The 22,352-nt window shown below is 36.9% G+C and carries 20 protein-coding genes; 10 read left to right on the forward strand and 10 right to left on the reverse strand.

The window, feature by feature from the left end:
- The first annotated feature begins 128 nt into the window (after positions 1-128).
- From trpS to L2586_RS01520, 3 genes are all read left to right on the forward strand, one after another.
- Positions 129-1,103, forward strand: a complete 975-nt coding sequence (trpS, locus tag L2586_RS01510) for a tryptophan--tRNA ligase (protein ID WP_235290994.1) — start codon at positions 129-131, stop codon at positions 1,101-1,103.
- Positions 1,104-1,130: 27 nt separating this feature from the next.
- Positions 1,131-1,730: a CDP-alcohol phosphatidyltransferase family protein gene (locus L2586_RS01515; protein WP_235290995.1), complete on the forward strand. Its 600-nt coding sequence runs from the start codon at positions 1,131-1,133 to the stop codon at positions 1,728-1,730.
- Between the two features lie 109 nt (positions 1,731-1,839).
- Positions 1,840-2,271: a cytochrome B gene (locus L2586_RS01520; RefSeq protein WP_235290996.1), complete on the forward strand. Its 432-nt coding sequence runs from the start codon at positions 1,840-1,842 to the stop codon at positions 2,269-2,271.
- Positions 2,272-2,366: 95 nt separating this feature from the next.
- Here L2586_RS01520 and L2586_RS01525 read toward each other — a convergent pair whose 3' ends face one another.
- The 6 genes from L2586_RS01525 to L2586_RS01550 form a co-directional block, all read right to left on the reverse strand.
- Entirely contained in the window at positions 2,367-4,544 is a 2,178-nt protein-coding gene (locus L2586_RS01525; RefSeq protein ID WP_235290997.1) for a T9SS type A sorting domain-containing protein, read from the reverse strand.
- Between the two features lie 127 nt (positions 4,545-4,671).
- On the reverse strand, positions 4,672-6,243 hold the full coding sequence (locus tag L2586_RS01530; protein ID WP_235290998.1) for a PQQ-dependent sugar dehydrogenase: 1,572 nt from the start codon (positions 6,241-6,243) through the stop codon (positions 4,672-4,674).
- Between the two features lie 93 nt (positions 6,244-6,336).
- The gene (locus L2586_RS01535; RefSeq protein ID WP_235290999.1) at positions 6,337-7,374 is read right to left on the reverse strand and encodes a helix-turn-helix domain-containing protein; all 1,038 of its coding nucleotides are present in this window, start codon (positions 7,372-7,374) and stop codon (positions 6,337-6,339) included.
- Positions 7,375-7,421: 47 nt separating this feature from the next.
- Positions 7,422-7,943, reverse strand: coding sequence for a hypothetical protein (locus tag L2586_RS01540; RefSeq protein ID WP_235291000.1), 522 nt, complete (start codon positions 7,941-7,943; stop codon positions 7,422-7,424).
- A gap of 2 nt (positions 7,944-7,945) precedes the next feature.
- Positions 7,946-8,347 (reverse strand): SRPBCC family protein, encoded by a 402-nt coding sequence (locus L2586_RS01545; RefSeq protein ID WP_235291001.1) that lies wholly within the window; start codon positions 8,345-8,347, stop codon positions 7,946-7,948.
- Positions 8,348-8,396: 49 nt separating this feature from the next.
- On the reverse strand, positions 8,397-10,031 hold the full coding sequence (locus L2586_RS01550; protein ID WP_235291002.1) for a T9SS type A sorting domain-containing protein: 1,635 nt from the start codon (positions 10,029-10,031) through the stop codon (positions 8,397-8,399).
- A gap of 190 nt (positions 10,032-10,221) precedes the next feature.
- Between L2586_RS01550 and L2586_RS01555 the strand changes: the two genes are divergently transcribed.
- Both L2586_RS01555 and L2586_RS01560 read left to right on the forward strand, forming a co-directional pair.
- A complete protein-coding gene (locus L2586_RS01555) occupies positions 10,222-11,763 on the forward strand; it encodes an alpha/beta hydrolase (protein ID WP_235291003.1) in 1,542 nt (513 codons plus the stop codon).
- Positions 11,764-11,851: 88 nt separating this feature from the next.
- Complete coding sequence (locus L2586_RS01560; RefSeq protein ID WP_235291004.1) at positions 11,852-12,841, forward strand: family 16 glycosylhydrolase; 990 nt, start codon at positions 11,852-11,854, stop codon at positions 12,839-12,841.
- Positions 12,842-12,939: 98 nt separating this feature from the next.
- Here L2586_RS01560 and murQ read toward each other — a convergent pair whose 3' ends face one another.
- Both murQ and L2586_RS01570 read right to left on the reverse strand, forming a co-directional pair.
- Positions 12,940-13,743: an N-acetylmuramic acid 6-phosphate etherase gene (gene murQ / locus L2586_RS01565; RefSeq protein WP_235291005.1), complete on the reverse strand. Its 804-nt coding sequence runs from the start codon at positions 13,741-13,743 to the stop codon at positions 12,940-12,942.
- The gene (locus tag L2586_RS01570) at positions 13,736-15,217 is read right to left on the reverse strand and encodes a sodium:solute symporter (protein WP_235291006.1); all 1,482 of its coding nucleotides are present in this window, start codon (positions 15,215-15,217) and stop codon (positions 13,736-13,738) included. The genes murQ and L2586_RS01570 overlap by 8 nt, the downstream gene beginning before the upstream one ends.
- Before the next feature lie 84 nt (positions 15,218-15,301).
- On the opposite strand from L2586_RS01570, the gene L2586_RS01575 reads away from it, so the two are divergent.
- Positions 15,302-16,144 carry a DMT family transporter gene (locus tag L2586_RS01575; RefSeq protein ID WP_235291007.1) on the forward strand — a complete coding sequence of 281 codons (843 nt, stop codon included), beginning with the start codon at positions 15,302-15,304 and terminating at the stop codon, positions 16,142-16,144.
- A gap of 34 nt (positions 16,145-16,178) precedes the next feature.
- On the opposite strand, the gene L2586_RS01580 is transcribed toward L2586_RS01575, so the two are convergent.
- Positions 16,179-17,777, reverse strand: coding sequence for a M48 family metalloprotease (locus tag L2586_RS01580; RefSeq protein ID WP_235291008.1), 1,599 nt, complete (start codon positions 17,775-17,777; stop codon positions 16,179-16,181).
- The gene (locus L2586_RS01585) at positions 17,774-18,142 is read right to left on the reverse strand and encodes a BlaI/MecI/CopY family transcriptional regulator (protein WP_262914086.1); all 369 of its coding nucleotides are present in this window, start codon (positions 18,140-18,142) and stop codon (positions 17,774-17,776) included. The genes L2586_RS01580 and L2586_RS01585 overlap by 4 nt, the downstream gene beginning before the upstream one ends.
- A gap of 640 nt (positions 18,143-18,782) precedes the next feature.
- Here L2586_RS01585 and L2586_RS01590 point away from each other — a divergent pair.
- The 4 genes from L2586_RS01590 to L2586_RS01605 all read left to right on the forward strand — a co-directional run bounded on the left by L2586_RS01590 (position 18,783) and on the right by L2586_RS01605 (position 22,038).
- A complete protein-coding gene (locus tag L2586_RS01590; RefSeq protein ID WP_235291010.1) occupies positions 18,783-19,505 on the forward strand; it encodes an SH3 domain-containing protein in 723 nt (240 codons plus the stop codon).
- Positions 19,506-19,728: 223 nt separating this feature from the next.
- On the forward strand, positions 19,729-20,520 hold the full coding sequence (locus L2586_RS01595; protein WP_235291011.1) for a hypothetical protein: 792 nt from the start codon (positions 19,729-19,731) through the stop codon (positions 20,518-20,520).
- Between the two features lie 11 nt (positions 20,521-20,531).
- On the forward strand, positions 20,532-21,404 hold the full coding sequence (gene lipA / locus L2586_RS01600; RefSeq protein WP_235291012.1) for a lipoyl synthase: 873 nt from the start codon (positions 20,532-20,534) through the stop codon (positions 21,402-21,404).
- Between the two features lie 157 nt (positions 21,405-21,561).
- Positions 21,562-22,038 carry a hypothetical protein gene (locus tag L2586_RS01605; protein WP_235291013.1) on the forward strand — a complete coding sequence of 159 codons (477 nt, stop codon included), beginning with the start codon at positions 21,562-21,564 and terminating at the stop codon, positions 22,036-22,038.
- Positions 22,039-22,352: the final 314 nt, after the last annotated feature.

The raw sequence follows: 22,352 nt of genomic DNA on the forward strand, positions 1-22,352 counted from the left end.
TTTTTTATTTGAGGTAAATGCTACATTCGTCATCTGAGAATTTGTCTTTTTCATCATTCTGAGTATCTATGCAGTATCAAACGGGAAATGCATATGTGCGGTGTTATTATGAAGAAATTAAATAAGATATGAAAAGGATATTAACTGGAATACAGAGCTCAGGTAAACCACATCTCGGAAATGTTTTGGGCGCAATACTACCAGCAATAAATCTATCTAAGGAAGAAAAGAACGAATGCTTTTTCTTTATAGCAGACTTACATTCTTTAACGACTATTAAAGATCCGGAGATTAGGAAGACGAATGTGTATTCTGTCGCTGCGGCTTGGCTTGCCTTCGAATTTGATACGGAAGCGAATACCTTTTATCGCCAATCGAGAATCCCAGAAGTAACAGAATTATCTTGGTACCTGAGTTGTTTTACTTCCTTTTCCAGGTTGAGCCTTGCGCATTCATTTAAAGACAAAGCCAATAATCTTGCAGATGTAAATGCTGGCCTATTTTACTATCCTGTCTTAATGAGTGCAGATATCTTACTGTATGATGCAGATGTAGTTCCTGTCGGAAAAGATCAAAAGCAGCATCTAGAAATTTCAAGGGAAATTGCTAGAAGGTTTAATCATCATTATGATAGTGAAATCTTTATAGTCCCAGATGCTAGAATAGATGAAAAAGTGATGACTATTCCTGGGACAGATGGCCAGAAAATGAGTAAATCTTACAATAACTTCATAGACATATTTAAGCCAGCAAAACAGCTGAAAAAGGATGTGATGAAAATTATAACGGATACGAAGACACTGGAGGAGCCTAAAGATCCTGAAACATGTAACGTTTTCAAAATGTATTCAGCAGTTGCTTCAGAGGAGGAAATCAAAGCTCTGGCTGAAAAATACAGAGCTGGAAACTTTGGTTATGGACATGCGAAGACAGAATTGTATGAATTGCTTTTGACCAAGTTTGAAACGCAGCGAGAGAAGTTTATTTATTATATGGAGAATCTAGATGAAGTAGAAGCATTATTGCAAGCAGGAGAGGCGAAGGCAAGAGCTACAGCAAGTAAGGTGCTTAATAAAGTGAGAGAAACCCTTGGATTTTCGTAAATTAGCTAGGAACCCAGCTAATAACAAATGACCATTCCTGTAGGATTACTGCTTTTTCGATTGTTATGTGCTCCGATTATTTTAGCGATTGCGTATTTTGTAGGAGAGCAGGGAAGATTAGTCATACTTGTTCTTATGTACTTGGGACTGATCTCAGATATTCTCGATGGAATAGTAGCTAGAGCACAAGGTACATCATCAGAGAAATTTCGGAGAATGGATAGTCAGACGGACATGGTTTTTTGGTTATCTATCGGTTTCGCAACTTGGATTTTGTTTCCTGAAGTGATCGCTGAAAATTCAATGATGATATGGACGATACTCGCTATGGAAGTGGCTTGTTACGTCATAAGTATTGTTAAGTTTAAAAGAGAAACCTGCACACATGCCTTTCTATCTAAGATGTGGGGGCTTTTTCTTCTGGTAGCCTTTACGTCGCTAATTGGATTTGGTCATGCTGGGATTCCATTCCATGTAGCCATAATTCTTGGTTTAATTTCACATGTAGATCGCATACTAATTACATTGATTTTACCACAGTGGACGCATGATATACCTAGTTCTTATCATGCATACTTAATTCGAAAGGGAATTGATTTCAAGAGGAATCCATTTTTGAACGGATAGGATTGTTAGAATTCCATCTAAAATGTGATTCGGATTAAAATTTCATGACATTTTCGAGGTTAAATAGTACATTGGGGCTGGAATTAGTAATTTATAAATCAATTATCATATGTACCAAGGAATTAAACATCTACACTCTTATACAGCTTATTTAGCATTGTTGTTTTTATTAATTGCAGTAGGATATACCCTATATGGCTGGTTGGGGAAAAAAGAGTTTTCGAAGACGAGCAAAATGATAGGACTCTTAGGGTTGATCGGTGCTCACTTGCAGTTGGTATTTGGATTAATCATCTATTTTGTTTCGCCAGTTGGATTTTCTAACATTTCGGGGGATGCCATGGGAGATAAAATTTCTAGGTTATACTTTTTAGAGCATCCATTGATGATGATTATTGCGATTGTGTTGATTACGATTGGCTATTCAAGAGCAAAAAGAATGACGGTTGATGCTTCTAAATTCAAGAGCATATTTATCTTTTACTTTCTAGGTTTAATCCTAATTTTAGCAAGAATTCCATGGCATGCATGGGGAAAATAGGGTAGTATATTATTGGAATAATCACTTTTATGATCTTAGGTATAACCTTGAGTAGAAATTTGAGACCTAGGTATATTAAGATTCAACAGAACGAATCATTCCTTTACAAATGCGAGTATTTTATGATTTCCTGAATCATCGAAAATCTTTAAATAATATAGACCACTTATCAAGGTCGCCACATCTAATTTAAGTCCTTGACCAGTTTCTTTAAGTTGTGGAGAAAGTGCAAGTCCAGAAAGATTATATAGATTTACTTTTGAAATATTATTTAGGTCAATGTTTTTTATCAACAAATAAGAATGAGCCGGATTCGGAAATAGACTTATAGCTGCAAGGCTAGATAAATCCTCCGTTTCAGAAATTGTAATCGCAAGACATTCACTCGTATCAGCACACATCTCACTACTTATGATCAATGCATAATCCCCTGTTTCTGTTGGTGTAAATGCACTAGATTCCTCCCCAGAAATGATCATATTAGTAACGCAATTATACCATTGATATTGATTAGCATCTGAGTTGCTGACTAACATGCCGTTTTCATCTTCTGTAATCGAAGCTTCCAGATTTTCTATGTCAATGTTTAAAGTTAGTATACTGTCACAACCATTACTGCCAGTTAATATTTGAGTGAAAGATCCAGATGAATCATAGGTTTCGTCATTGATAGTAGAGGATTCGCATGCTCGGACTGAGATGGTTTCCTGTGTAGTGGAATTAATTTCTATATTCAAAGTTAGTGTACTGTCACAACCATTTTCAGCACTTAGATTCTGAGTGTATGTTCCTGACATAACATAAGTCTCGTCATTGACTACAATCGGGCTACAATCAGACAGCGATACTGTTTCTTGCGAAGCATTATTAATTTTGACAACTAAAAAGATAGTCGAATCACATCCATCTGCAGATTGGTAATCTAGGTTGTAGGTTCCTGATTGATTATACTGTATTCCATCGAATTCTACGATTTCACATCCAGAAATGTCCATGGTAACTTCTATATCTGTACAAACTGGATAACCTTCTATTTTTACCAAAGTGAAATCTGCATTATTTCCTTCATCGGACTCGCCTCCAAGCAGTATGTCTCCATTTGGAAGCAAAATTCCTTCACTAACATTATCATTATTCTTGATGTCAATTACAATTTTTCCATTGTCTCCGAAAGTAGTATACGGAGTTCCTGATGCATCCATACTTATGACGGCAAAGTCTTCAATGCTATTTAGGGATGCGCAAACGAAAATCCCCATGTCTTCACGAACAAGAATTTCGGCGGCATCATCGTCACTGCCGTAATCGAGAACGACTTTTCCATTGTTCCCAAAGTCCATGTCCAGTTGTCCCATTAAGTCATATCTGAAAATATAAATATCATCTGAAGATACTCCACCGCTTCCAGCAACCAAAAAATGATTCTCTCCATGCTGAGCGATATCATCAATAATATCAGAATTAGAAACATCAAAAACAATTATTCCATTGCTCCCGAAATCAAGATCAAGACTTCCATCTTCTTTCAATTTCACAATCACACCATTTTCATTTATCGAAACGGCGTCAGCTGTATTGTGAAACCAGCCAACCGCATAAATTTCATTATTTATAATGGTCCCTTCTAAAAATCCAGTCCTAAAACTACCGATTCCAATGGTGCTAATACCGTTTTCACCGAAACTATTGTCTAAGTCTCCATTCGCTTTAAACTTGACAATTACTCCATCCTCCGTGGCCGTATTGAAAACGTATGTTCGGCCGAAAACGAATAAATTCCCTTCGTTGTCTATCGCTAATTCAAACCCGAGAAGTCCGTTATTAAGAACTGCCGTTGTTTTTCCATTATTCCCGAAATCCATTATTAGATTTCCATCGATATCATATTTTAAAACAACAATTTCAACTTTAGAAGTAGAAAGATTAAAGTTAGTACCCACCACAAAAATTTCATCGTTACGAACCACGACACCTTGAAAATCATTTGTCGTGGAATTGTTAGTGTTGATCTCTACTTGCTTAGACCATATAAGTTCACCAGATGCAGAAACTCTCATGATAATGCCGTCATAAGTATTGTCGTACAAATATCCGCATGCGACAATCGATCCATCTGAAAGTAAAGCTAGATCTTGAATCTCATCATCATCGGTGAGGTCTAAGGTAAAAATTCCATCCTCACCAAAGTCAGTTCTTAAGGTTCCTGGTTGCCCATATAAGCTGAGTAAACTGAGACAAAACGTAATTGAAGTAAGTAAAGGTGTAATTTTCATTGTATTATAATTTGTTACAAATATCACTTCTAAATTACCACAATTAAATATATGATTCCCTGTATTTCTTAATTAAAAGCCGATACATTCCTCTATAGGTTTTCCTATAGAATAAGCGACAGATTATTTAATTTGTGCTGTTTTTAACCTTTATCAACTTCCCATTTTCTTCATCCGTTAGAACGTATAAGTAACCTCTCGGAGAAAGAATGGCCTTCCTTAATCTTACCCGATCATTGATGAATAACTCCTCAGCAGCCACAACTTTATCATTGTCCAATTCTAACCTCCATAAACTCCCTTTGCTTAAACCAGGCACAATAAGATTCCCTTTCCACTGCGGAAACTCACGACCTTTATAAAAAGTCAAGCCAGTAGGTGCAACAGTTTGATCCCAGAAGTGTACAGGATCTTCGAACGTTAATCCTTCTGAAAATTCAGGAGCATAATCAGCTGTGCGATATCGGCCACTGGTCTTGTAAGGCCATCCATAATTAGCTCCAGCTTTTAATTTATTTATTTCATCGCCTTGTAAGGTTCCATGTTCGCTAAACCATATTTCTCCAGTTTCAGGTTGTACAGCAAGGCCCTGCGATGCTCGAATTCCTAGGGCAAATAATCCTTTGATCGCATTTGGCCCGAAGTCTGGATTGTCTGAAGGAATCGTGCCATCTAAGTTAATTCTGATAACTTTCCCACGTTTATCCTTAAGGTCTTGTGAAAGTGGAAGTGGTGGATTGTTCTGCTCGAAAAGGTTACGCTCTCCAAGTGTAATGTATAGTTTCTCATCTGGTCCGATGATCATTCCTCCTCCATAATGAAATAAGCCATGTGAGTATACACCTCCTTCAAACAAGGTAGTCATGTTGCTTAATTGGTCATCATTGAGACGTGCTTTAATTACCTTGACTGCGCTTGCTCGCTGTGAGTTTTCTGCGGCATACGACAGGTAGATGAATTGATTGTTTTCAAAGTCAGGATCTAGTAAAATTTGGAAAAGGCCAGCATTGTAGGTTTGAGATGTTCCATGAGCGCTTGGCGGAAATGTACCCCAGACGTGTTTCGACGTGTCTATCATCACCGCTTGCGCAATGTCTGTAGGTAAGCCACGAATAGCTATTCTTTCGCCACTTTGCAGATTAGACTTAATTAATCCGCCATCTTTTTCAACGATGATGATTTCATTTTCATTGATAAAAGCCATGCTCCACGGTTTCTTTAATCCCTCTAGTATAACCTCTTTCACAGGGTGGGGCTTGGCTTCTTGTGGCGTTTTTGGAATAGGAATGGCATCGGTACATTTGCTTACAATTTTCCAGTCGGTACCTATTTTCTTCAGCAACAATAGATCGTAGTATCGTCTTGAAAAAGAAGGGATATCCACTTCTAGTTTCGCATAAGCAACATTTTCTACCACATCTAGCGAAATGAGTGTGCTGAATCGTTGATTTTGTTGTCCACGTCGTCCATTGTTATAAAGCGAAGCATATTTTTCCACGGAGTAAACCATGAGGGTATCTGCATCATTATACAGAAACATATTTGTTCCAGGTAAAAACGCATTAAGTATCTTTTCAGGATAGTTGTAAGTTGTACCTTCTATGAAGTCATTTATGGGCTGATACACGCCCTCATTTTTATCATCTTGAGCGATAGAATAGCATGGTATGATCAATAGCAAAACAAAAATTCTTAACATCTTTAATTTTTATTTCAATATTAGTTGAATTTCCAGAAACCTCGTTAGAATAAAGGTTTGAAGGAGTGCAGGATGATCATTTGGGAGTAAAAACTAGGCCGTTTGCATGTTTTTCTTGAATTGTGCTGGAGTTAGGCCAGAGATTTTTTTGAATGCTGAGAAGAAAGAAGATTTAGAATTAAAGCCTGCTTCATACCCGATTCCTTCTAATGAAAGGTCCGACCTCAGGTGAATCAATTTCATGGCTTCGTTAACACGCATTTCGTTTACAAAATTGGAAAACCCATGGAGATATTCTTCATTCAGAAGCCGTGAAACCATATTCCTGTTTAATTCTACCGCGTCAGCTAAGTCATTTAATTTCAATTTTGGATTCAGATACAACTTCTCCTCTTCCATTTTAGATTTGATCTTAAGTAACAATTGATCTGCATGATCAATAGGCTCAGCTGCTGCTTTCGTTTTTATGCCTATTTCGCCTTTGTTCAGTACAACATTGACCATCATATAATAAAAGAAAATAGTGAAGGCAATGGCTCCCCAGATGTAGGTGAACCCATGAATAAATAAAGCGCACTGGAAGGTAATGGTGATAAAAAGCACTGCAATCGTAACGACGAATAGTGGAGATTTAATAAGATTCCGAATGCCTTCCGATTTGTATTGCTTCATTAATACACTGAAACCTTGCAAGGCACCTAACACCACAAAGACACTCCACACGCCATAGATGTAATAAATGTAATATCCATTCCAGATTTCTGGGTGATCTCGATAAGGAAAGATGAATCCACCGATAATAATAATGCTGCTCAATATGCTGATGAGAACGATGTCTTTTTTCCTGAAAGTAGTCGCCTTATTGACGAACGATTTTACATAAAAGTAGAACATGGGGCCGATAAAAATACAGGCCGTTAATCCGATCTGTAGAATGAGGCGATCCACGGAATGATCAAAGTAATAAAATACGGACTTCCCAATTCTAAAACTCAAAGCCACCAACAAAGCACCTAAGTAGAATTGTTGCGGTAAGTTTCTTCTTTTGACCATCAAGAAAAGACCCACTAAAAGTCCATTAACGACTCCGATACTTGCGAAAAGGAAAAGAAGTGAAATCCAAATATTCATTTGATCAAAAATTCGAAATAAAGTTAAGGTATTTTTTTGTGTTTAATTTAAGCTTTTACTTTTGCAGCCATCAACTTATTCCAGTTTTTATGTCTCATTTTGTACGAATAAACTAAAAAGTAAGATAGAAATGATGTTAATACACCGGCATATAATATTACAGAATCTGTATAGGAAATTTCCTTTTCGTTTATTTTCTTAAAGGTCAATGTATGGTCCCATACTTTGCAAATGTTATTTTTTTCTTCGGTTTTGATCTCGGTTTTCAGCATATCAATATGAAGCACTTTTATATGATGAACTCCCCAGATATTAAATAAGCCGAAAGGTTTTATGATTAATTCATAATTGAAACCTTCTTCCCAGAGAGGAGAGTCTATATTTTCCTTGACAAATGTAATCTTAGCAAGTGGTTTAACAATCTTTAAGGTATTAGCTTTGATTAATTCTTGGGTGAAAAAATTGTCCAAATCAACATTGAAGTTACTCGTTATGGAAACAACTTTAGCTGACACTTCCACATTCTTGTATGTTACCACTGTATTTTCTATACTCGAAAACTGTTTCATTCCTACAAAGCTCCGATATTTTCAAATAATAAGGTGTGTTGTTCTCTGAATACTTTCTGCATCATGGTTTTGATGGGCAATATTGAGTTGAAAGATAAGGCTTCATTAACAACGGTCATGTTGTTTTCAGCGGTCAATGTAAAGGACATTTCAACTTTAGTAAGTTTCATAACGACGGCACGCATAATGACAGTTTGATTCGTTACCTCTTTTTCTACGCTTACTGGATACTTAAAAGAAAAAGGGATGAACCCGAATTTTAAAGTTTCGTAGACCAAGTATTTATTCCCTTCTAGGTGATCTATTTTACGGATTACAGGATGCACCTCCACAAATTTCTGCATATTTGTTAAGTAGTCAAAAACGATCTCAAGCGGTTTATCTACCTTAAAGAATAAGTTCATATTTTGGTTTTAGGTCAATTTTTAAATACTAGTATCTTCATAAAAGTACTTATTGCTTGACAACTTTATAAATTACGTCCTGTTTCGTCACAGCATTATAAGCTTTTATAAAGTAAGAACCACTTGGAAATTGGGATATATCAATCTGATTACTTGTTAATTTTTGTTGCAGTATTTGTCTTCCCTTGAAATCAATAATCTTTACCGAATAATTATTGAAATCTGAAAGGTCTAAATGGATAAGACCATTTGTTGGATTGGGATAAATATTGATCTCATCACCTAATTCGATGATTTCTTTTAATGCGCTTGTAGTCGTGAATTCATAACACCCGATATCTACATGTTCTCCTTGAGGTCTGGGAATATTATTTAAATCAAACATGGGCGCAACAGCGTCTTCTCCGCTATCGATTAAGCTGCTACTTGCTAATAAGTGGAAATCAATATGATCTACATCTACAAAATGATCACTGTATTCGGTAATGCTATTAAGGACAACATTACTTCCTAATTCGCCGTCTACCGTGAATTTGTTAGCTACATTATTCTTTACGATACACCCAGAACTAGGTCTTTCATCTTTATGATCGGCGATCATAATCCACGAGCCACCTGGTGCCAGTTCAGGACTTGGGTCTAGGATGGTATTGTTAATAATCATGCAATCTTTCGCGCCTAATAAAGTGATTCCATGCCAGTGGTTAACGATGATTAAGTTGTTCTCGATGATCCAGTTATTATACATCCCATCGAAACATCCGATACCTTGCAATGGCCCGGATAAAGGTTGATCAGGATTCTCCTGATTGATGATGGTATTTCCTCGTACGATATTGTGATCTACCACATATCCATTCGTTGTGAAAGATTGAATACCATCATCATGATTATCATCAACATTGTAACAATTCTTGATTAGATTCCCTTGGAAAAGGCCATACGATCCAAGTATTCTTAACCCGTCGCCTGAAAAATTGACAATAGAATTGTTAACGACATTAATATGATCTCCAACAGCAGAAATTCCCATGTCAACATTCCGCACTTCATTATTGATCACATTAATAGAATCGCCCTTCGCATATATTCCATTACTTACTTTAGTGAGCCAATCATCTGCTACTTCCCAAGGGGCATCTGCACTGACCACTTCACAATTGTAAATTTCTATATCTTTCGCTGGTCCATGAAAGTTGTGGGATTCAAAAAATACGAGGTTCGAATTGATGAAGTTTCCATAGGGCTCGGAGCTAACTTTTAGATTTTCGAACTTCCATTTGGAACCTGATTGAATATGCAGTTGCTCAAGGACAGGTTGCTCATTTTCACCTCCCATAACTGTTATATAGTCCAAGTTGCTGTAATTTCTAATGAATATATTTCCGTGGAGTCCGGATTTTAGGAGGAGTGTATCTCCAGCTTTTACTGGAGCGCCGTTGTTTTTCACGCTTAGAGAACTCGTCAGCGCGTCATAGGGGAGGGAAGTGTATTCGTAAGATTCGATGAGCTGATGATCAATGACTTCCGCTAGTGTAGACCATGGCGAATCAGGAGAGCCATCATTGTCCATGCTTCCGATGCTTGGATCAATGTAAAAAATGGCACTATTGCAGATTGTAGGAACAAGGCAAAAGTATATAATGCAGCTTGTGAGCATTATAATATGGAATGGGTTCTTCATGTGGTATCTTCTTTTAACACTACCAAAGCTAAAGAATTGAGAATAGATTCTTCCTGCTTAAATTAGATTTAATAAATTTTCGTCGCAGTGCGTATTTTTATTAATTTAGAATCAAATTAGAAAAATCCTCTCGTTCTTCAGGTTTAGGACGATTGGTCAATTTTTCGAAATTTGTAAATACCCCAAAACTATGCCCCTAAAGTTAGCTTTCATAATTCTGTCTGCCATTCTTCTGTCTTCTGTTATCTGTAATCGTATTAATGCTCAGATTCCTGGCAGATACCATCAAGAAGTATTTGCTAATGTCACAGAAACCAATAATATTCAATTTAGCACAGCGGTTCCTCAGCCAATAAATGAATGGGATATACAATCACTTTTATCTGGAGGTCTTCCATTAAATGTTAAAGAGTACGATACGGAAAATGTTAATTTGAAAATGGATATTTTCGAACCGAGTGGTGATGTTTCTGAAAAAAGACCATTGATAATTATCTGTTTTGGTGGAGGTTTCTTGAGTGGGAGTAGAGATTACTGGAGCATGAGATTGCTGGCTCAGGGCTTTGCTAGAATGGGTTATGTGACTGCTAGTATCGATTATCGACTAGGAATGAATATTTATGATAAAGATCTAGGGGCAAGGTCAGTGTATCGAGCTGTTCAAGATAGTAGGTCTGCTGTTCGATATTTCAAAGCGCATGCTGCGGAGTATAATATTGACATAGAGAATATTTTTATAGGAGGACATAGTGCTGGAGCATTTGTAGCACTCCACAATGTATACTTAGATAAAGATTCAGAAAGACCATTCCCTACTAGAGGAGGAACGCAGGATGGAAATGCCTACCCAGATCTGGGTTGCTTGGACTGTGTAGGAGATAACTTATCATTTAGTGGAAGAGCAAAAGGAGTATTCAGTCTGGCTGGTGCTGTAGGTGCATTGTCTTATATAGAACATGCTCAAGAATCTCCTCCGATTATGTTTCATAGCTCTGATGATGGAACAGTCCCATATGGAACTGGGAAGCCATTTTCAGACTTAGCCTCCATAATTATTGGAGAAGATTTTCCGGTTGTGCATGGTAGTTCTATTATTGCTAAGCGTTGCGATACCCTAGGGCTGGAATATGAATTTAATGCCTACACGAATCGCGGACATAGCGTTCATGAAAATGGAAGCGTGGCATTGCATTCGGATATCATCCCGAAAATAAGCAATTGGCTGTATACTAAATATTTAAAACCCGAAGACGTTTCTTTAGAAGGTTATGCCGATATCTGCCCCGATGATTTATTCCAATCTTATTCACTCAGTAATTCCGCCATTAAATATTTTGATTGGCAGATAACAGATGGTACAATTGTAAATGGAAGTACGACTGATGCGAGCATTACTGTAGAGTGGAATCCAGAAGGCAGCAATCATAAAGTAGAACTAGTTCCCTACACCGAAAATGGAAGTGAAGGAGATAAGCAAACTTTTTCCGTAGCGATTCATGATGGATCTATGAATCAGTGGATCGGAAATGGTGGAGAGTGGGGCGATGCAAATAATTGGTCTAATGGATATATCCCTTTGCCATGTGAGCATGTAGTCTTTGAAGAAAAGAATACCGTAACGGAAATAAATCTACCGCCCAATGTTAGTGTATCATTGCTTTCTCTGATGCTAGGAAACAATATCATTTTAAATATTCCAGAAGGCACATCTTTGAAAGTCAGCAACCAATAGCCCATTATTGAATTAATGTTAATTATATTTATCGCTTGGTTTATCTAAATTAAGGCATTAACTAGATAAAACCTCAAATGGGTGAACTATGATAAAAACAGCATTGCCATTTATATTACTTCTAATTTGTACACTAACATTTGCACAAAAGCCCTACAAGGGTGCTGAAGTCTTTTCGAAGGACAAGGTTTTGTATGGCAAATTTGAAATGAACATGAAAATGATAAAAGGGAGTGGCATGTTGTCCACCTTTTATACGATCGAACAAGGTGACAATGATTACTGGGCGGAGCTTGATATTGAAGTACTTGGTAAAGATAATGCCCAAGTCATGTCCACTAATATATTCACAGACAACGAAAGTGGAGGCCTAGATCAAAGTGTAGAGGAAATTCACGTGGATTATTCATTAGCCGATACGTTTCACACTTTTACTTTAGAATGGACTCCAGATTATATTGCATGGTTCATCGATGGGGTAGAACATAGGAGAGAAACGGGAGATGTGGTTAATCATATGACGGTACCTCAAGGGTATCGATTCAACTCATGGGTATCTTGTTCTCCAGGTTGGGTAGGAGATATCGATAGAGATGCAATGCCAAGTTATCAATACGTCGAATGGCTAGAATATTCTAGTTATGATACGGCTACACAGGAATTTACCTTAGAATGGCGTGACGATTTTGATAATTTTAATTCTTCACGATGGGCGAAAGCGGAATGGACATTTTATTGTAACGAAGTTGATTTTGCGAAAGAAAACGCTTTTATTGAAGATGGTAGATTGGTTCTGGCAATCACTGATCCCAGTGCCCCTTCAAGTATTTTGGAAGAACCGATCCAGGATTATTTTACTACAAGGTATAATGCAGCAAGTGATGAAATCTTAGTTAATAGCTTAGAAAACGGTAAGTATAAAATTCAACTTTTTGATACAAGTGGTAAGCTTGTGATCGCAAAGCAAACTGATCAGTCCTACTTTTCTATTTCTTGTTCTAATATCCAAAGCGGTTTATACATCATCAGCATCAATCATAATGGCAAATGGTTTAGCCAGAAGATATTTGTTAATTGATCTAAGCCAGAAAAGGAAATATCCAATAAAAAAAGTGGGCAAAATTTAAATTTTACCCACTAATATTTATTTCTTAAAAGTTAATTATAATCTAAGAACTAAGAATGCTTTTCAGCTGCAGCTCTTACGCTACCATGTTCCATCAGTGCTTTATTAGCTGCCTCGTATCCTAGACCTGTTAGTTTCATCACCATTTTAGTGCCTCGGTCTATTAATTTAGAATTGGACAATTGCATATCCACCATCTTATTATCGACTACTCTTCCAAGTTTAATCATGACAGATGTACTGATCATGTTTAAGGCCAATTTCTGAGCAGTACCCGACTTCATTCGCGTACTTCCAGTTACAAATTCTGGTCCTACTTGAATAACTATTGGAAAGTCAGCATGATTGATGATCGGTGCACCTGGATTACACACGATACAACCTGTTGCAATACCTCTTTCTTGACATGCACGTAATCCACCAATAACATATGGTGTTGTTCCAGAAGCTGCGATTCCTACTACGGTATCTAATTCTGTGATTTGGAATTCATCAAGATCTCGGATGGCTTGTTCAAGATCATCTTCTGCATCTTCTACTGATTTTCTAATCGCGGTATCTCCACCAGCTATAATTCCAACTACCCAGTCAAAAGGCACTCCAAATGTAGGTGGGCATTCTGACGCATCAAGAACACCTAGCCTTCCTGATGTTCCAGCACCGATATAAAATAGTCGACCGCCTTCAGCCATTTTAGGAACGATGCTGTCAACAAGTTTTCCTATTGCTGGAATTTGTTTTTCAACAGCTAGTGCAACTTTTTGATCCTCTTTGTTCATGTTCGTAAGAATCTCAGAAGTTGTCATTTTATCCAGATGCCTATATATAGAGTCTGTTTCTGTAATTTTATTCATTTTTCTTTGATATGATTAATAATCCTATTATGGTAAATAAGGCATTCAGCCCTAAAATTGTGTTTCCAAATTTAAACCCGCCGAATAAATCAGCAGAATAGTAGTCAATGATGAATGTTAGGAGTGGGGCTATTAAACATACAGGTATGGTCCATTGATCCATAATCTTTCGTTTAGATACAATTCCAAATGTGAAAAGCCCTAGGATAGGTCCGTAGGTATACCCTGCAGCTTTGAAAAGTTTATTGATTATGGCGTCATCGTTTAACGCATTGACAATTAAAATAATAAAGAAGATCAGGAGGCTGAAACCAACATGAACCATCATTCTTGTTCTTTTTTGCTGCTTTTCCGAATGCCCTCGTTGATCATATTTTAGAATGTCAATGTAGAACGAAGTGGTTAGAGAAGTAAGCGCTGAATCGGCACTTGAGTAGGCAGCTGCAATTAAACCCAGCACAAATAGAATTCCTATATAGGGTGATAAGTGATTCAAGGCAATCAGTGGATATAACTGATCTGTTCTCGATGGAATTTCGATTCCTTGATTTGCAGCAAACATATATAATAACGCTCCTAACGCTAGAAATAATAAATTGGCAAATATTAAAACAATACTAAAGCTCAATACATTTTTCTGAGCGGAAGGTAGATCTTTGCAAGTCAGGTTTTTCTGCATCATATCTTGATCCAATCCAGTCATCGCAGTTGCTATTAAAGCACCAGAAAGGAATTGCTTGAAAAAGTTGTTCGGGTCATTCCAGCCATCTTCGAAAAAGAACATTTGGCTATAGGCACTTTCTTTAACCATAGAAAAGGTATCAATAATTCCAGTAGATCCTAGGGCATTTCCGATTGCATAAATGGTCAGAAATACAGCAGCCAACATACATACCGTCTGAAGGGTATCCGTTATCACGATTGTTTTGATTCCACCTTGAAAGGTGTAAACCCAGATTAATACAATGGCTATCATGACGGTAAGAAAGAAAGGTATACCGAAACTGTCCATGACGATTTTTTGGAAAACAATAGCAACTAAGAAAAGTCTAAGTGAAGCACCAACTACACGCGAAAGCAGGAAGTATAGTGATCCTACGAAATAAGAGAACTTGCCAAACCGATCATTCAGATATGTATAAATCGTTGTAAGTCCCATCCGATAATAGATCGGCATCAGCACTAAAGCGATGATGGCATAGCCCACCATATACCCATACACCATCTGCATGTAGGAAAAAGCGGTATTAGTACCGCCAGCACCAACTGCACCGGGAATAGAGATGAAGGTTACTCCTGATAGCGATGCACCGATCATCCCGAAGGCGACCAGAAACCAAGGAGATTTCTTATCTGCATTAAAGAATGTCTGATTGTCAGCACCTCTACTTGTGAAATAAGAGATGCCTAAGAGCAACCCAAAGTAGAGGAATATAATGATGATAATTGTTGTAGGACTGATGATTTGTTCCAATGGTGTTTAATTTTGCGATGAAAGTAAGAAGAAAATTTTTAATCAGACATTGACTTCAAATCTTTTCCTATTTTCGAGCCGATTATGAAAGAGAAAGGATTTCTTGTAGTTATTCTTGCTGCATGCATAGCAGGGTTCGGTGGAATATTCATCAATAATATATCGATGGGTTCTACTGCTATTGCTTGGATGAGAACAACGGTGCCTACGGTTTTGCTTGGAAGTATTTTACTTTTTCAAGGAGTGAAACTTTTTCAAGGCAATTTTAAAATGCTTTTGAACCTTTCATTTTGGAGCACTTTGAGAATTTTCTTATTTATAATGGCGTATACTTTTACGAGTATCGGGAATGCCGTTGTCGTATTTTATACCTATCCGATATTTACCTTGCTTTTCGCCTATAAAATGCTGGATGAACACATATCGAAACGGCAAATAGGGCTAATTCTGTTAGCATTTGTTGGACTAGTTGTGATTTATGCCAATAAAACTTTTTCTTTTGCGGACCAAGATTTTCTTGGAATGCTTTCAGCGTTAGCGGCTGCGATCATTTTCGCCTATATCGTAATCTTGATGAAGAAGATGAGTGATGGTTATGGAAGAGTGGAGATTTTATTTTATCAGAATTTTATCGGAGTCATTCTATTCTTGCCCTTCTTCATGATGGATCTACCGAATGTAAGTCTGCCGAATCTTGGTTTTGGAGTAGCTTACGGTATTGTGATCGGAGTGGTGGTCTATTATTTATTCTTGTATGGATTAAAGAGAATGAAAGCATCTATTGCATCTGCTCTAATGTATGTGGAGATTCCATCTACCATCTTTTTCGGCTGGTTAATTCTAGATGAAACGTTATCGATCAATTTCTTAATTGGAGCAGTTATGATCGTCATATCCAGTGTATTGCTTAAGACTGGGAAGGCATAAAAAAAGCAAGTCCGAAGACTTGCTTTCTAATAATCTATTTAAAATCTTTCTTTTTATTGTAAAGTTTCTGTAGCAACTGTTTATTCCACTTGACTTCTTTTTCTGTCAATTTATGAGCGCCACTTTTATGATTAGCAAGCTCACTTTCCACATGCTTAATCAGTTTGTTCAACTCATCTAATGTCTCTGGAGCTCTAGGTGGCGGTGGCGGAGGTGGCAATTCGCTTGGTGCATTTACTGCCGTCGGGGCACTTGGTGGCGGTGGTGGCGCTTTTGCAGTTTCCGGAGCTTTTGGCGGCGGTGGCGGTGGCGGCAAAGTTGATTTTTCTGCTTTTGTAGCCGCTTTAGGAGCCATAGGAGCCATCGGCGGTGGTGGAGGAGGTGGAATACTTTCTCCGGTATACCAAGTACTCATATTATTTCCGTCATCTAACTTAATGCCTCTATACTTTTTACCATTGGCATGTGCTTCCGTTTTTATTTTTAACAAACCCTGTGGAGCCTTCAGTTTTCTCATGAATAACTCTTTCTTCTCCTCGGTGTATATTATTTCAGGAAGAGATTTTCCTTCTAACATTTTGCCGTTCACCCTGAAAGAAAGTTGATCCATATCCATTAAGGAAATCTTCTTTAGTAAAGTGTGCATATTGGCTGGCGATATGGGTTGATCCATATTATTGTAATAAAATTGAACATTTGAGTTCGTTTTGCCATCTACTTCCACAATAAGATTAGAAGTACTTTTAGCTGTAATGGTGGATTTTGAATCCTTATTTACCTGTGCATAGGTTTTCTCACATGCTATAAATGAGAGTAATGCAAACAAAGGCAAAACCATTAATTTTTTCGCCCATAAGAGTGGACCGCTCCTTGATTTCTGTAACATCATCATACGTTTTTTAATAATTGAATAATCGAAACCACTGGCCAGTGTGTTTGCTTTATTTTTATAAATCTGGTTAAAGATTAGTAGTTTATATTTTTTCAGATCTCTATTTTTCGAATAAGCATCAGCATAATATTCATGATTCTGTGTGATTAATCTTTTGTGCCAATAGAATAAGGGATTAAACCAAAATACAATCAATAAGAGTTCTGAGATCAAGACATCAATGCTATGATATGCATCTGCATGTCGTTTTTCATGTTCTAGGATTTCTGGGGCTGCATACTTGGGAAGGAAAATGTAATGAAAGAAACTAAATGGAATACTGTTTTTGCCTTCTGTAACAATTTTATAGCTATTGATTTTTTCAAACTTTGCTTTCTTGCAACGATTGATCAAATTATACAGGTTTTTATTAAACTTGATAAACATACCGATGAAGCCAAGACTGTACAAAACGAATAAGGCGATAGACCAATTTATCTTTAGAGAACTGATATTAGTTCCTAGGTTTTTTTCTGTAAATACGTCATTGTAGCCATAAGCTAATGTTTGTTCTGGAAGAATGAATTCTGCCCATTCTATAGATACGGCATAAGTAATGAATGGGCTTATCAGACTAATTGCTAAGGCGCTTAATAAATAAACACGATTAAAAACAAATGCTTTTTCCTTTTCAAGAAACACCTTGTAAAAAAGGATGAGTACAAATAGTACTGCGCTGGATTTTAATAGATATAGCATCATTGCTTTTTCTTTTTAATTTCTTCATTGATCAATTTTTGAATCTCTTCTAATTCAGAGATGCTTAAATCGGTCTCTTTGGTGAAGAAGGAAGCAAACTGCGTTGAAGAATTGTTAAAGAAGGTATTTTTGAATTCTTTAAATTTCTTTCCGAAATAGTTCTTTTTAGCAACGGTAGGAATATACTTTCTTGCGTTGCCTATTGTTTCATACTTAATCATTTCCTTATCTGTCATGCGCTTGAGCAAAGTAGAAACTGTGGTCTTAGCTGGCTTAGGTTCAGGGAGTACATCTAATATATCTTTCATGAAAGCTCCATTTTGCTTCCATAATATCTTCATAATTTTCTCTTCTGCTTTAGATAACATATTCTATGTTTGTAGATCGTGTACTACAAATGTAGAACAAGTATTTCGATTTTGCAAATTTTATTTTTTTTTAAGTTAAACTTCTGATGTTATCACTTAGAGTGATGACGTCATTGCTTCAATAAAATACTTACGCTGGAAAAGATCTGACATCGCTGTGAGCGCTGTCAGATCGATATTTCTAATATCATGTTGATAAAGCTAAAGAGTAGTATTTATCGGCTAAGCCTCGAAAAACATTCATAGCCTCACTAAATGTGAGACCATGAGTTTTTCGCTTGAAAAGAATGAATTCATAGCCTGAACTTCCGTCAGCCTATGAATATCCTGGTTATAAAGCTAAAGAGTAGTATTTATTGGTTAAGCCTCGAAAAACATTCATAGCCTCCGCTAGTAATCGGACAAGTCCTAAATGTGAGACCATGAGTTTTTCGCTTGAAAAGAATGAATTCATAGCCTCCGCTAGTAATGGGGAAAGTCCTAGATGTGTGATCATGAGTTTTTTTACTATTCCATAAATCCAAATAATACAGCCTTCTCTACGAATAATCGACCAGCCTCCCCGAACAGTAGTCTAGTAAAATATTGACCTAAAAACCCTTCATATTTGAATCATCAATCATCTTAAAAAATAATAGTTATGAAAAATTTAATAGGAATTTTAGCGCTTTTACTAATGAATACTCTTGTATTCGGAAACACGGATAACAATGTAAAGCCAGAACTTAAAGTTATGGCGAAATCTGGATTGAAACTGAGATTAAGCCCGAATCTAGACTCTCCAGTTCTGGATGTTATTCAATACGGAGAATCAGTTACACAGACAGACGATTTTGTACCGAGTTTGGAGAAATTCAACGTGAACTGGGTGAAGGGATCATGGATAAAAGTGAATTATAATAATCAAGTGGGTTTTATTTTCGATGGGTTTGTGAGTGAATTATCTGTTCCATCAGAAGCGCTTGAATTTGCTTCTACCATAAACGAAATCAGTCAGGCAGTCTACAATTATAGTTTTCACAAATATCCATGGATTGCGACAGATACACTTACAGATAATGAAATGGCACTTACGACACTAAGTATATTAGGGGAAACAGAGCTTTTCGTTCACGATTCTGAATACATGTCTAAAGTGGAAGCTACGATCCCTAATGTTCGAATTATGGATGTCTACCACCTAGTAGAAAGTATGATGGATACCCGAGCTGCCAGATCTGCTCTTAAAGAAAGTACGATGTTTTTCTCAGATGCTTCAGGTGAAGTGAATAAAATAAAAATATCAGGCGGTCAGATTACCATTAAGATTTTAGATAATGGAAGCGTAAAACTTTCATGTAAGACGATACATGAAGGTTGCTAAGAAATAAACCAGATTTTTTGCTCTATGTAGATTTTTTTAAAAAAGTGTCTTCTAAAAGTAGGAGACATTTTTTTTTGAACCAAACCGAAGTTTCCTTGTTTCACGTACATTAATTATGCAATTTGCTAAAGAAGTTATATTATTTGTTTGGTGGACGATAATTAGCGAAAGTTTGTTCTTTCTTTTTTAGAATATATTTCTTAACTTGATGTCAAACTCTGATATGAAACACTTTTTCCTAACAATCCTAGTGGCTTTCTTCACTGTTTCTATGGTGGGGCAAGTGACCTTTCAGCCGAAGTCATATGATGGAGATGTCAAAGGCGTAGTGTACAGTACAGAGAAGACCGTCGACTTGCGCCTCTATCCTAATGGATGGGCAGTCGCCTATAATACTGGTAACATAGTCAGTTATAATAAGACTAAGTATTATCATTTCGAGTTAGGGAAACATGCAGATCCAAGAGAGAAATTACAAAGTAGACCTTATAATCTAAGCTTTGTCCGAGGTGCAGGTTCATTTGCTTATGGGAAAATTAATTCTTTCTATAGTGCAAGAGTAGGTATGGGACGATTGAAATATGTTTCAGAAAAAGCTAAAAGAAAAGGAATTGCAGTTGGTTTTAATTATGAAGTAGGCCCAGCACTCGGTTTCTTAAAACCTTATTATCTAGAAGTATATGTAGATGATGGCGAATTAGCTGGTTTTAGTACAGAACCTATCAAATATTCAGAAGAAACTGCAGCTGTATTTTTAGATCAAGGGTCTATCGCAAACGAAGGTAGATTTGTGGAAGGACTTCTTGAAACAAAATTAATTCCTGGAATTCAAGGAAAAATTGGGGTACATTTTGATGCTGGTGCATTCGACGAATACGTTAAGGCGATTGAAGTTGGAGCGATGGCTGAAGTGTATTCTAGAAGAATTCCACTGATGGCTCCGACAGACAATCACTCAGATAAGCCGTTTTTTTTCAATCTTTATGTAAATTTGCATTTCGGTAAACGAAATTAAAAGCAAATTAGTTGATAGAATTACCTATAGTCGAAGCGAAAGAGAGAAGGGAGAAAAAACCTTCTTGGTTAAGAGTTAAATTGCCCACAGGCGAAAAATTCAAAAATGTAAGATCGTTAGTAGATAAGTATGATTTACATACTATCTGCCAGTCTGGAAATTGCCCAAATATGGGTGAATGCTGGGGTGCAGGTACGGCTACTTTTATGATCTTAGGTGATACTTGTACAAGAGGATGTTCCTTCTGTGCAGTAAAAACCGGTCGCCCACCTTCTTATGATGAAGACGAGCCACGTAGAGTTGCAGAAGCCATTACTTTAATGCAAGTAAAGCATGCGGTAATTACCTCTGTTAATAGAGATGAGCTGAAAGACCGAGGTGCAGAAATTTGGTATCAGACGGTTAAGCAAGTCAAGGAATCTTCCCCTACCACTACGATTGAAACTTTAATTCCGGACGTGAAAGCAAACTGGGATGCACTAGCTCGTATGATCGAGTATGGACAAGAAGTGGTTTCGCATAACATGGAAACAGTAGAAAGCTTATATCGGAAAGTAAGACCACAGGCAAAGTATAATAGAAGTCTAGAACAGATTGCTAGAACGAAGGCAGCTGGACTTAGAACTAAGTCTGGGGTTATGGTTGGTTTAGGAGAGACGAAAGAAGAGATGTATAAAGTGATGGATGACTTAGTCGCGAATGGATGTGATGTGCTTACAATAGGTCAATATTTACAACCTACGAAAATGCACTTAGCTGTAGCAGAATATGTACATCCTGATGTATTCGCGCACTATAAAGAAGTAGGACTCAATAAAGGATTTGATTTTGTAGAAAGTGGACCACTAGTAAGAAGTAGTTACCACGCTGAAAGACACTTGTAAAGAAAGATTTTTAAAATATAATGAGGGATCTTCAGTATTAAAAAATATGATCTTAAATCCTTTGTAATCAATAGATTAAGTATTATCTTAATACAAAAGAAAACCCCGTTTTTTACGTTGGAAGCGGAAAAACGGGGTAATCTTAAAAACTATTAAGATGAAAGTACACCGAATTTCTGAATTTCAAGCAAGAATTGACTTTCCAAATTTTGATTCACATTTTGAAAAGCATTTAGAGGGCTTTGAACAAAGTCCACTTGGACAAATTCACAAAGCTTTGCCTTGGCAAGAATTAATCCGTGAATTTGATATCAAAGAATTCCGAAAAGGTCCAGATTGTATATTCTGTCCTAAGGGTAAATTAGCCATGATGTTTCTAAAGAATTATTCTGGCCATTCTGATAAAAAGCTTATAGATTTTAAACCCAAAGGAAGACCAGGTAGACATAAGGAGCATAAAAGTCAACTTTCCAAGATGATCACTAAAGAAAGAGCAAGTCGATTAGAAGGTAGTTTTGGAACAGATAAAGAGTACTATCTTCTGAATAAAATCAAAGCACGAAATAAGGAGACAGAAATCTTGTGGATTTTTATAGGCATCCACACCTCCAATGCGCTAATTATTGGTCGTTGAATGGCGAAAGCAATTAAAATTGCAGCCTAACCAAGTTATTAGACTATATCATTTACTCTAAAATCCGCCTTGAAAGAAGGGCGTTAAGAAATTGATTCCCGAGTGTAAGCAAAAAGAGCAAATAACTGTCTGACGACCGAAGGAAGGAGTTTTATTTGCCGCGGGAGGCAGAAGCAATTTTAGACTTTCTTTCACAGCGGTGATCTTTTGTTTCTTTTGCATGGCTGGCAAAAGAAAGACGAGCTAAGTTGCGCTTCTTCTGAATATCCCTAATGAATAGGGAAGATGATTTAATTCGTCTTTCCCATTTTATT

It is taken from the genome of Portibacter lacus, from assembly GCF_021533215.1.
GTDB classification, from domain to species: Bacteria; Bacteroidota; Bacteroidia; order Chitinophagales; family Saprospiraceae; genus Portibacter; species Portibacter lacus.

Bases quoted from the DNA above. Each gene is read 5' to 3' on its own strand.
- L2586_RS01580 (WP_235291008.1), bottom strand. From the start codon at position 17,777: ATGATGCTATATCTATTAAAATCCAGCGCAGTACTATTTGTACTCATC.
- L2586_RS01590 (WP_235291010.1), top strand. From the start codon at position 18,783: ATGAAAAATTTAATAGGAATTTTAGCGCTTTTACTAATGAATACTCTT.
- L2586_RS01530 (WP_235290998.1), bottom strand. From the start codon at position 6,243: ATGTTAAGAATTTTTGTTTTGCTATTGATCATACCATGCTATTCTATC.
- L2586_RS01520 (WP_235290996.1), top strand. From the start codon at position 1,840: ATGTACCAAGGAATTAAACATCTACACTCTTATACAGCTTATTTAGCA.
- L2586_RS01575 (WP_235291007.1), top strand. From the start codon at position 15,302: ATGAAAGAGAAAGGATTTCTTGTAGTTATTCTTGCTGCATGCATAGCA.
- L2586_RS01605 (WP_235291013.1), top strand. From the start codon at position 21,562: ATGAAAGTACACCGAATTTCTGAATTTCAAGCAAGAATTGACTTTCCA.
- L2586_RS01550 (WP_235291002.1), bottom strand. From the start codon at position 10,031: ATGAAGAACCCATTCCATATTATAATGCTCACAAGCTGCATTATATAC.
- trpS (WP_235290994.1), top strand. From the start codon at position 129: ATGAAAAGGATATTAACTGGAATACAGAGCTCAGGTAAACCACATCTC.
- L2586_RS01535 (WP_235290999.1), bottom strand. From the start codon at position 7,374: ATGAATATTTGGATTTCACTTCTTTTCCTTTTCGCAAGTATCGGAGTC.
- L2586_RS01555 (WP_235291003.1), top strand. From the start codon at position 10,222: ATGCCCCTAAAGTTAGCTTTCATAATTCTGTCTGCCATTCTTCTGTCT.
- L2586_RS01545 (WP_235291001.1), bottom strand. From the start codon at position 8,347: ATGAACTTATTCTTTAAGGTAGATAAACCGCTTGAGATCGTTTTTGAC.
- L2586_RS01515 (WP_235290995.1), top strand. From the start codon at position 1,131: ATGACCATTCCTGTAGGATTACTGCTTTTTCGATTGTTATGTGCTCCG.
- murQ (WP_235291005.1), bottom strand. From the start codon at position 13,743: ATGAATAAAATTACAGAAACAGACTCTATATATAGGCATCTGGATAAA.
- L2586_RS01540 (WP_235291000.1), bottom strand. From the start codon at position 7,943: ATGAAACAGTTTTCGAGTATAGAAAATACAGTGGTAACATACAAGAAT.
- L2586_RS01560 (WP_235291004.1), top strand. From the start codon at position 11,852: ATGATAAAAACAGCATTGCCATTTATATTACTTCTAATTTGTACACTA.
- L2586_RS01595 (WP_235291011.1), top strand. From the start codon at position 19,729: ATGAAACACTTTTTCCTAACAATCCTAGTGGCTTTCTTCACTGTTTCT.
- L2586_RS01525 (WP_235290997.1), bottom strand. From the start codon at position 4,544: ATGAAAATTACACCTTTACTTACTTCAATTACGTTTTGTCTCAGTTTA.
- L2586_RS01585 (WP_262914086.1), bottom strand. From the start codon at position 18,142: ATGTTATCTAAAGCAGAAGAGAAAATTATGAAGATATTATGGAAGCAA.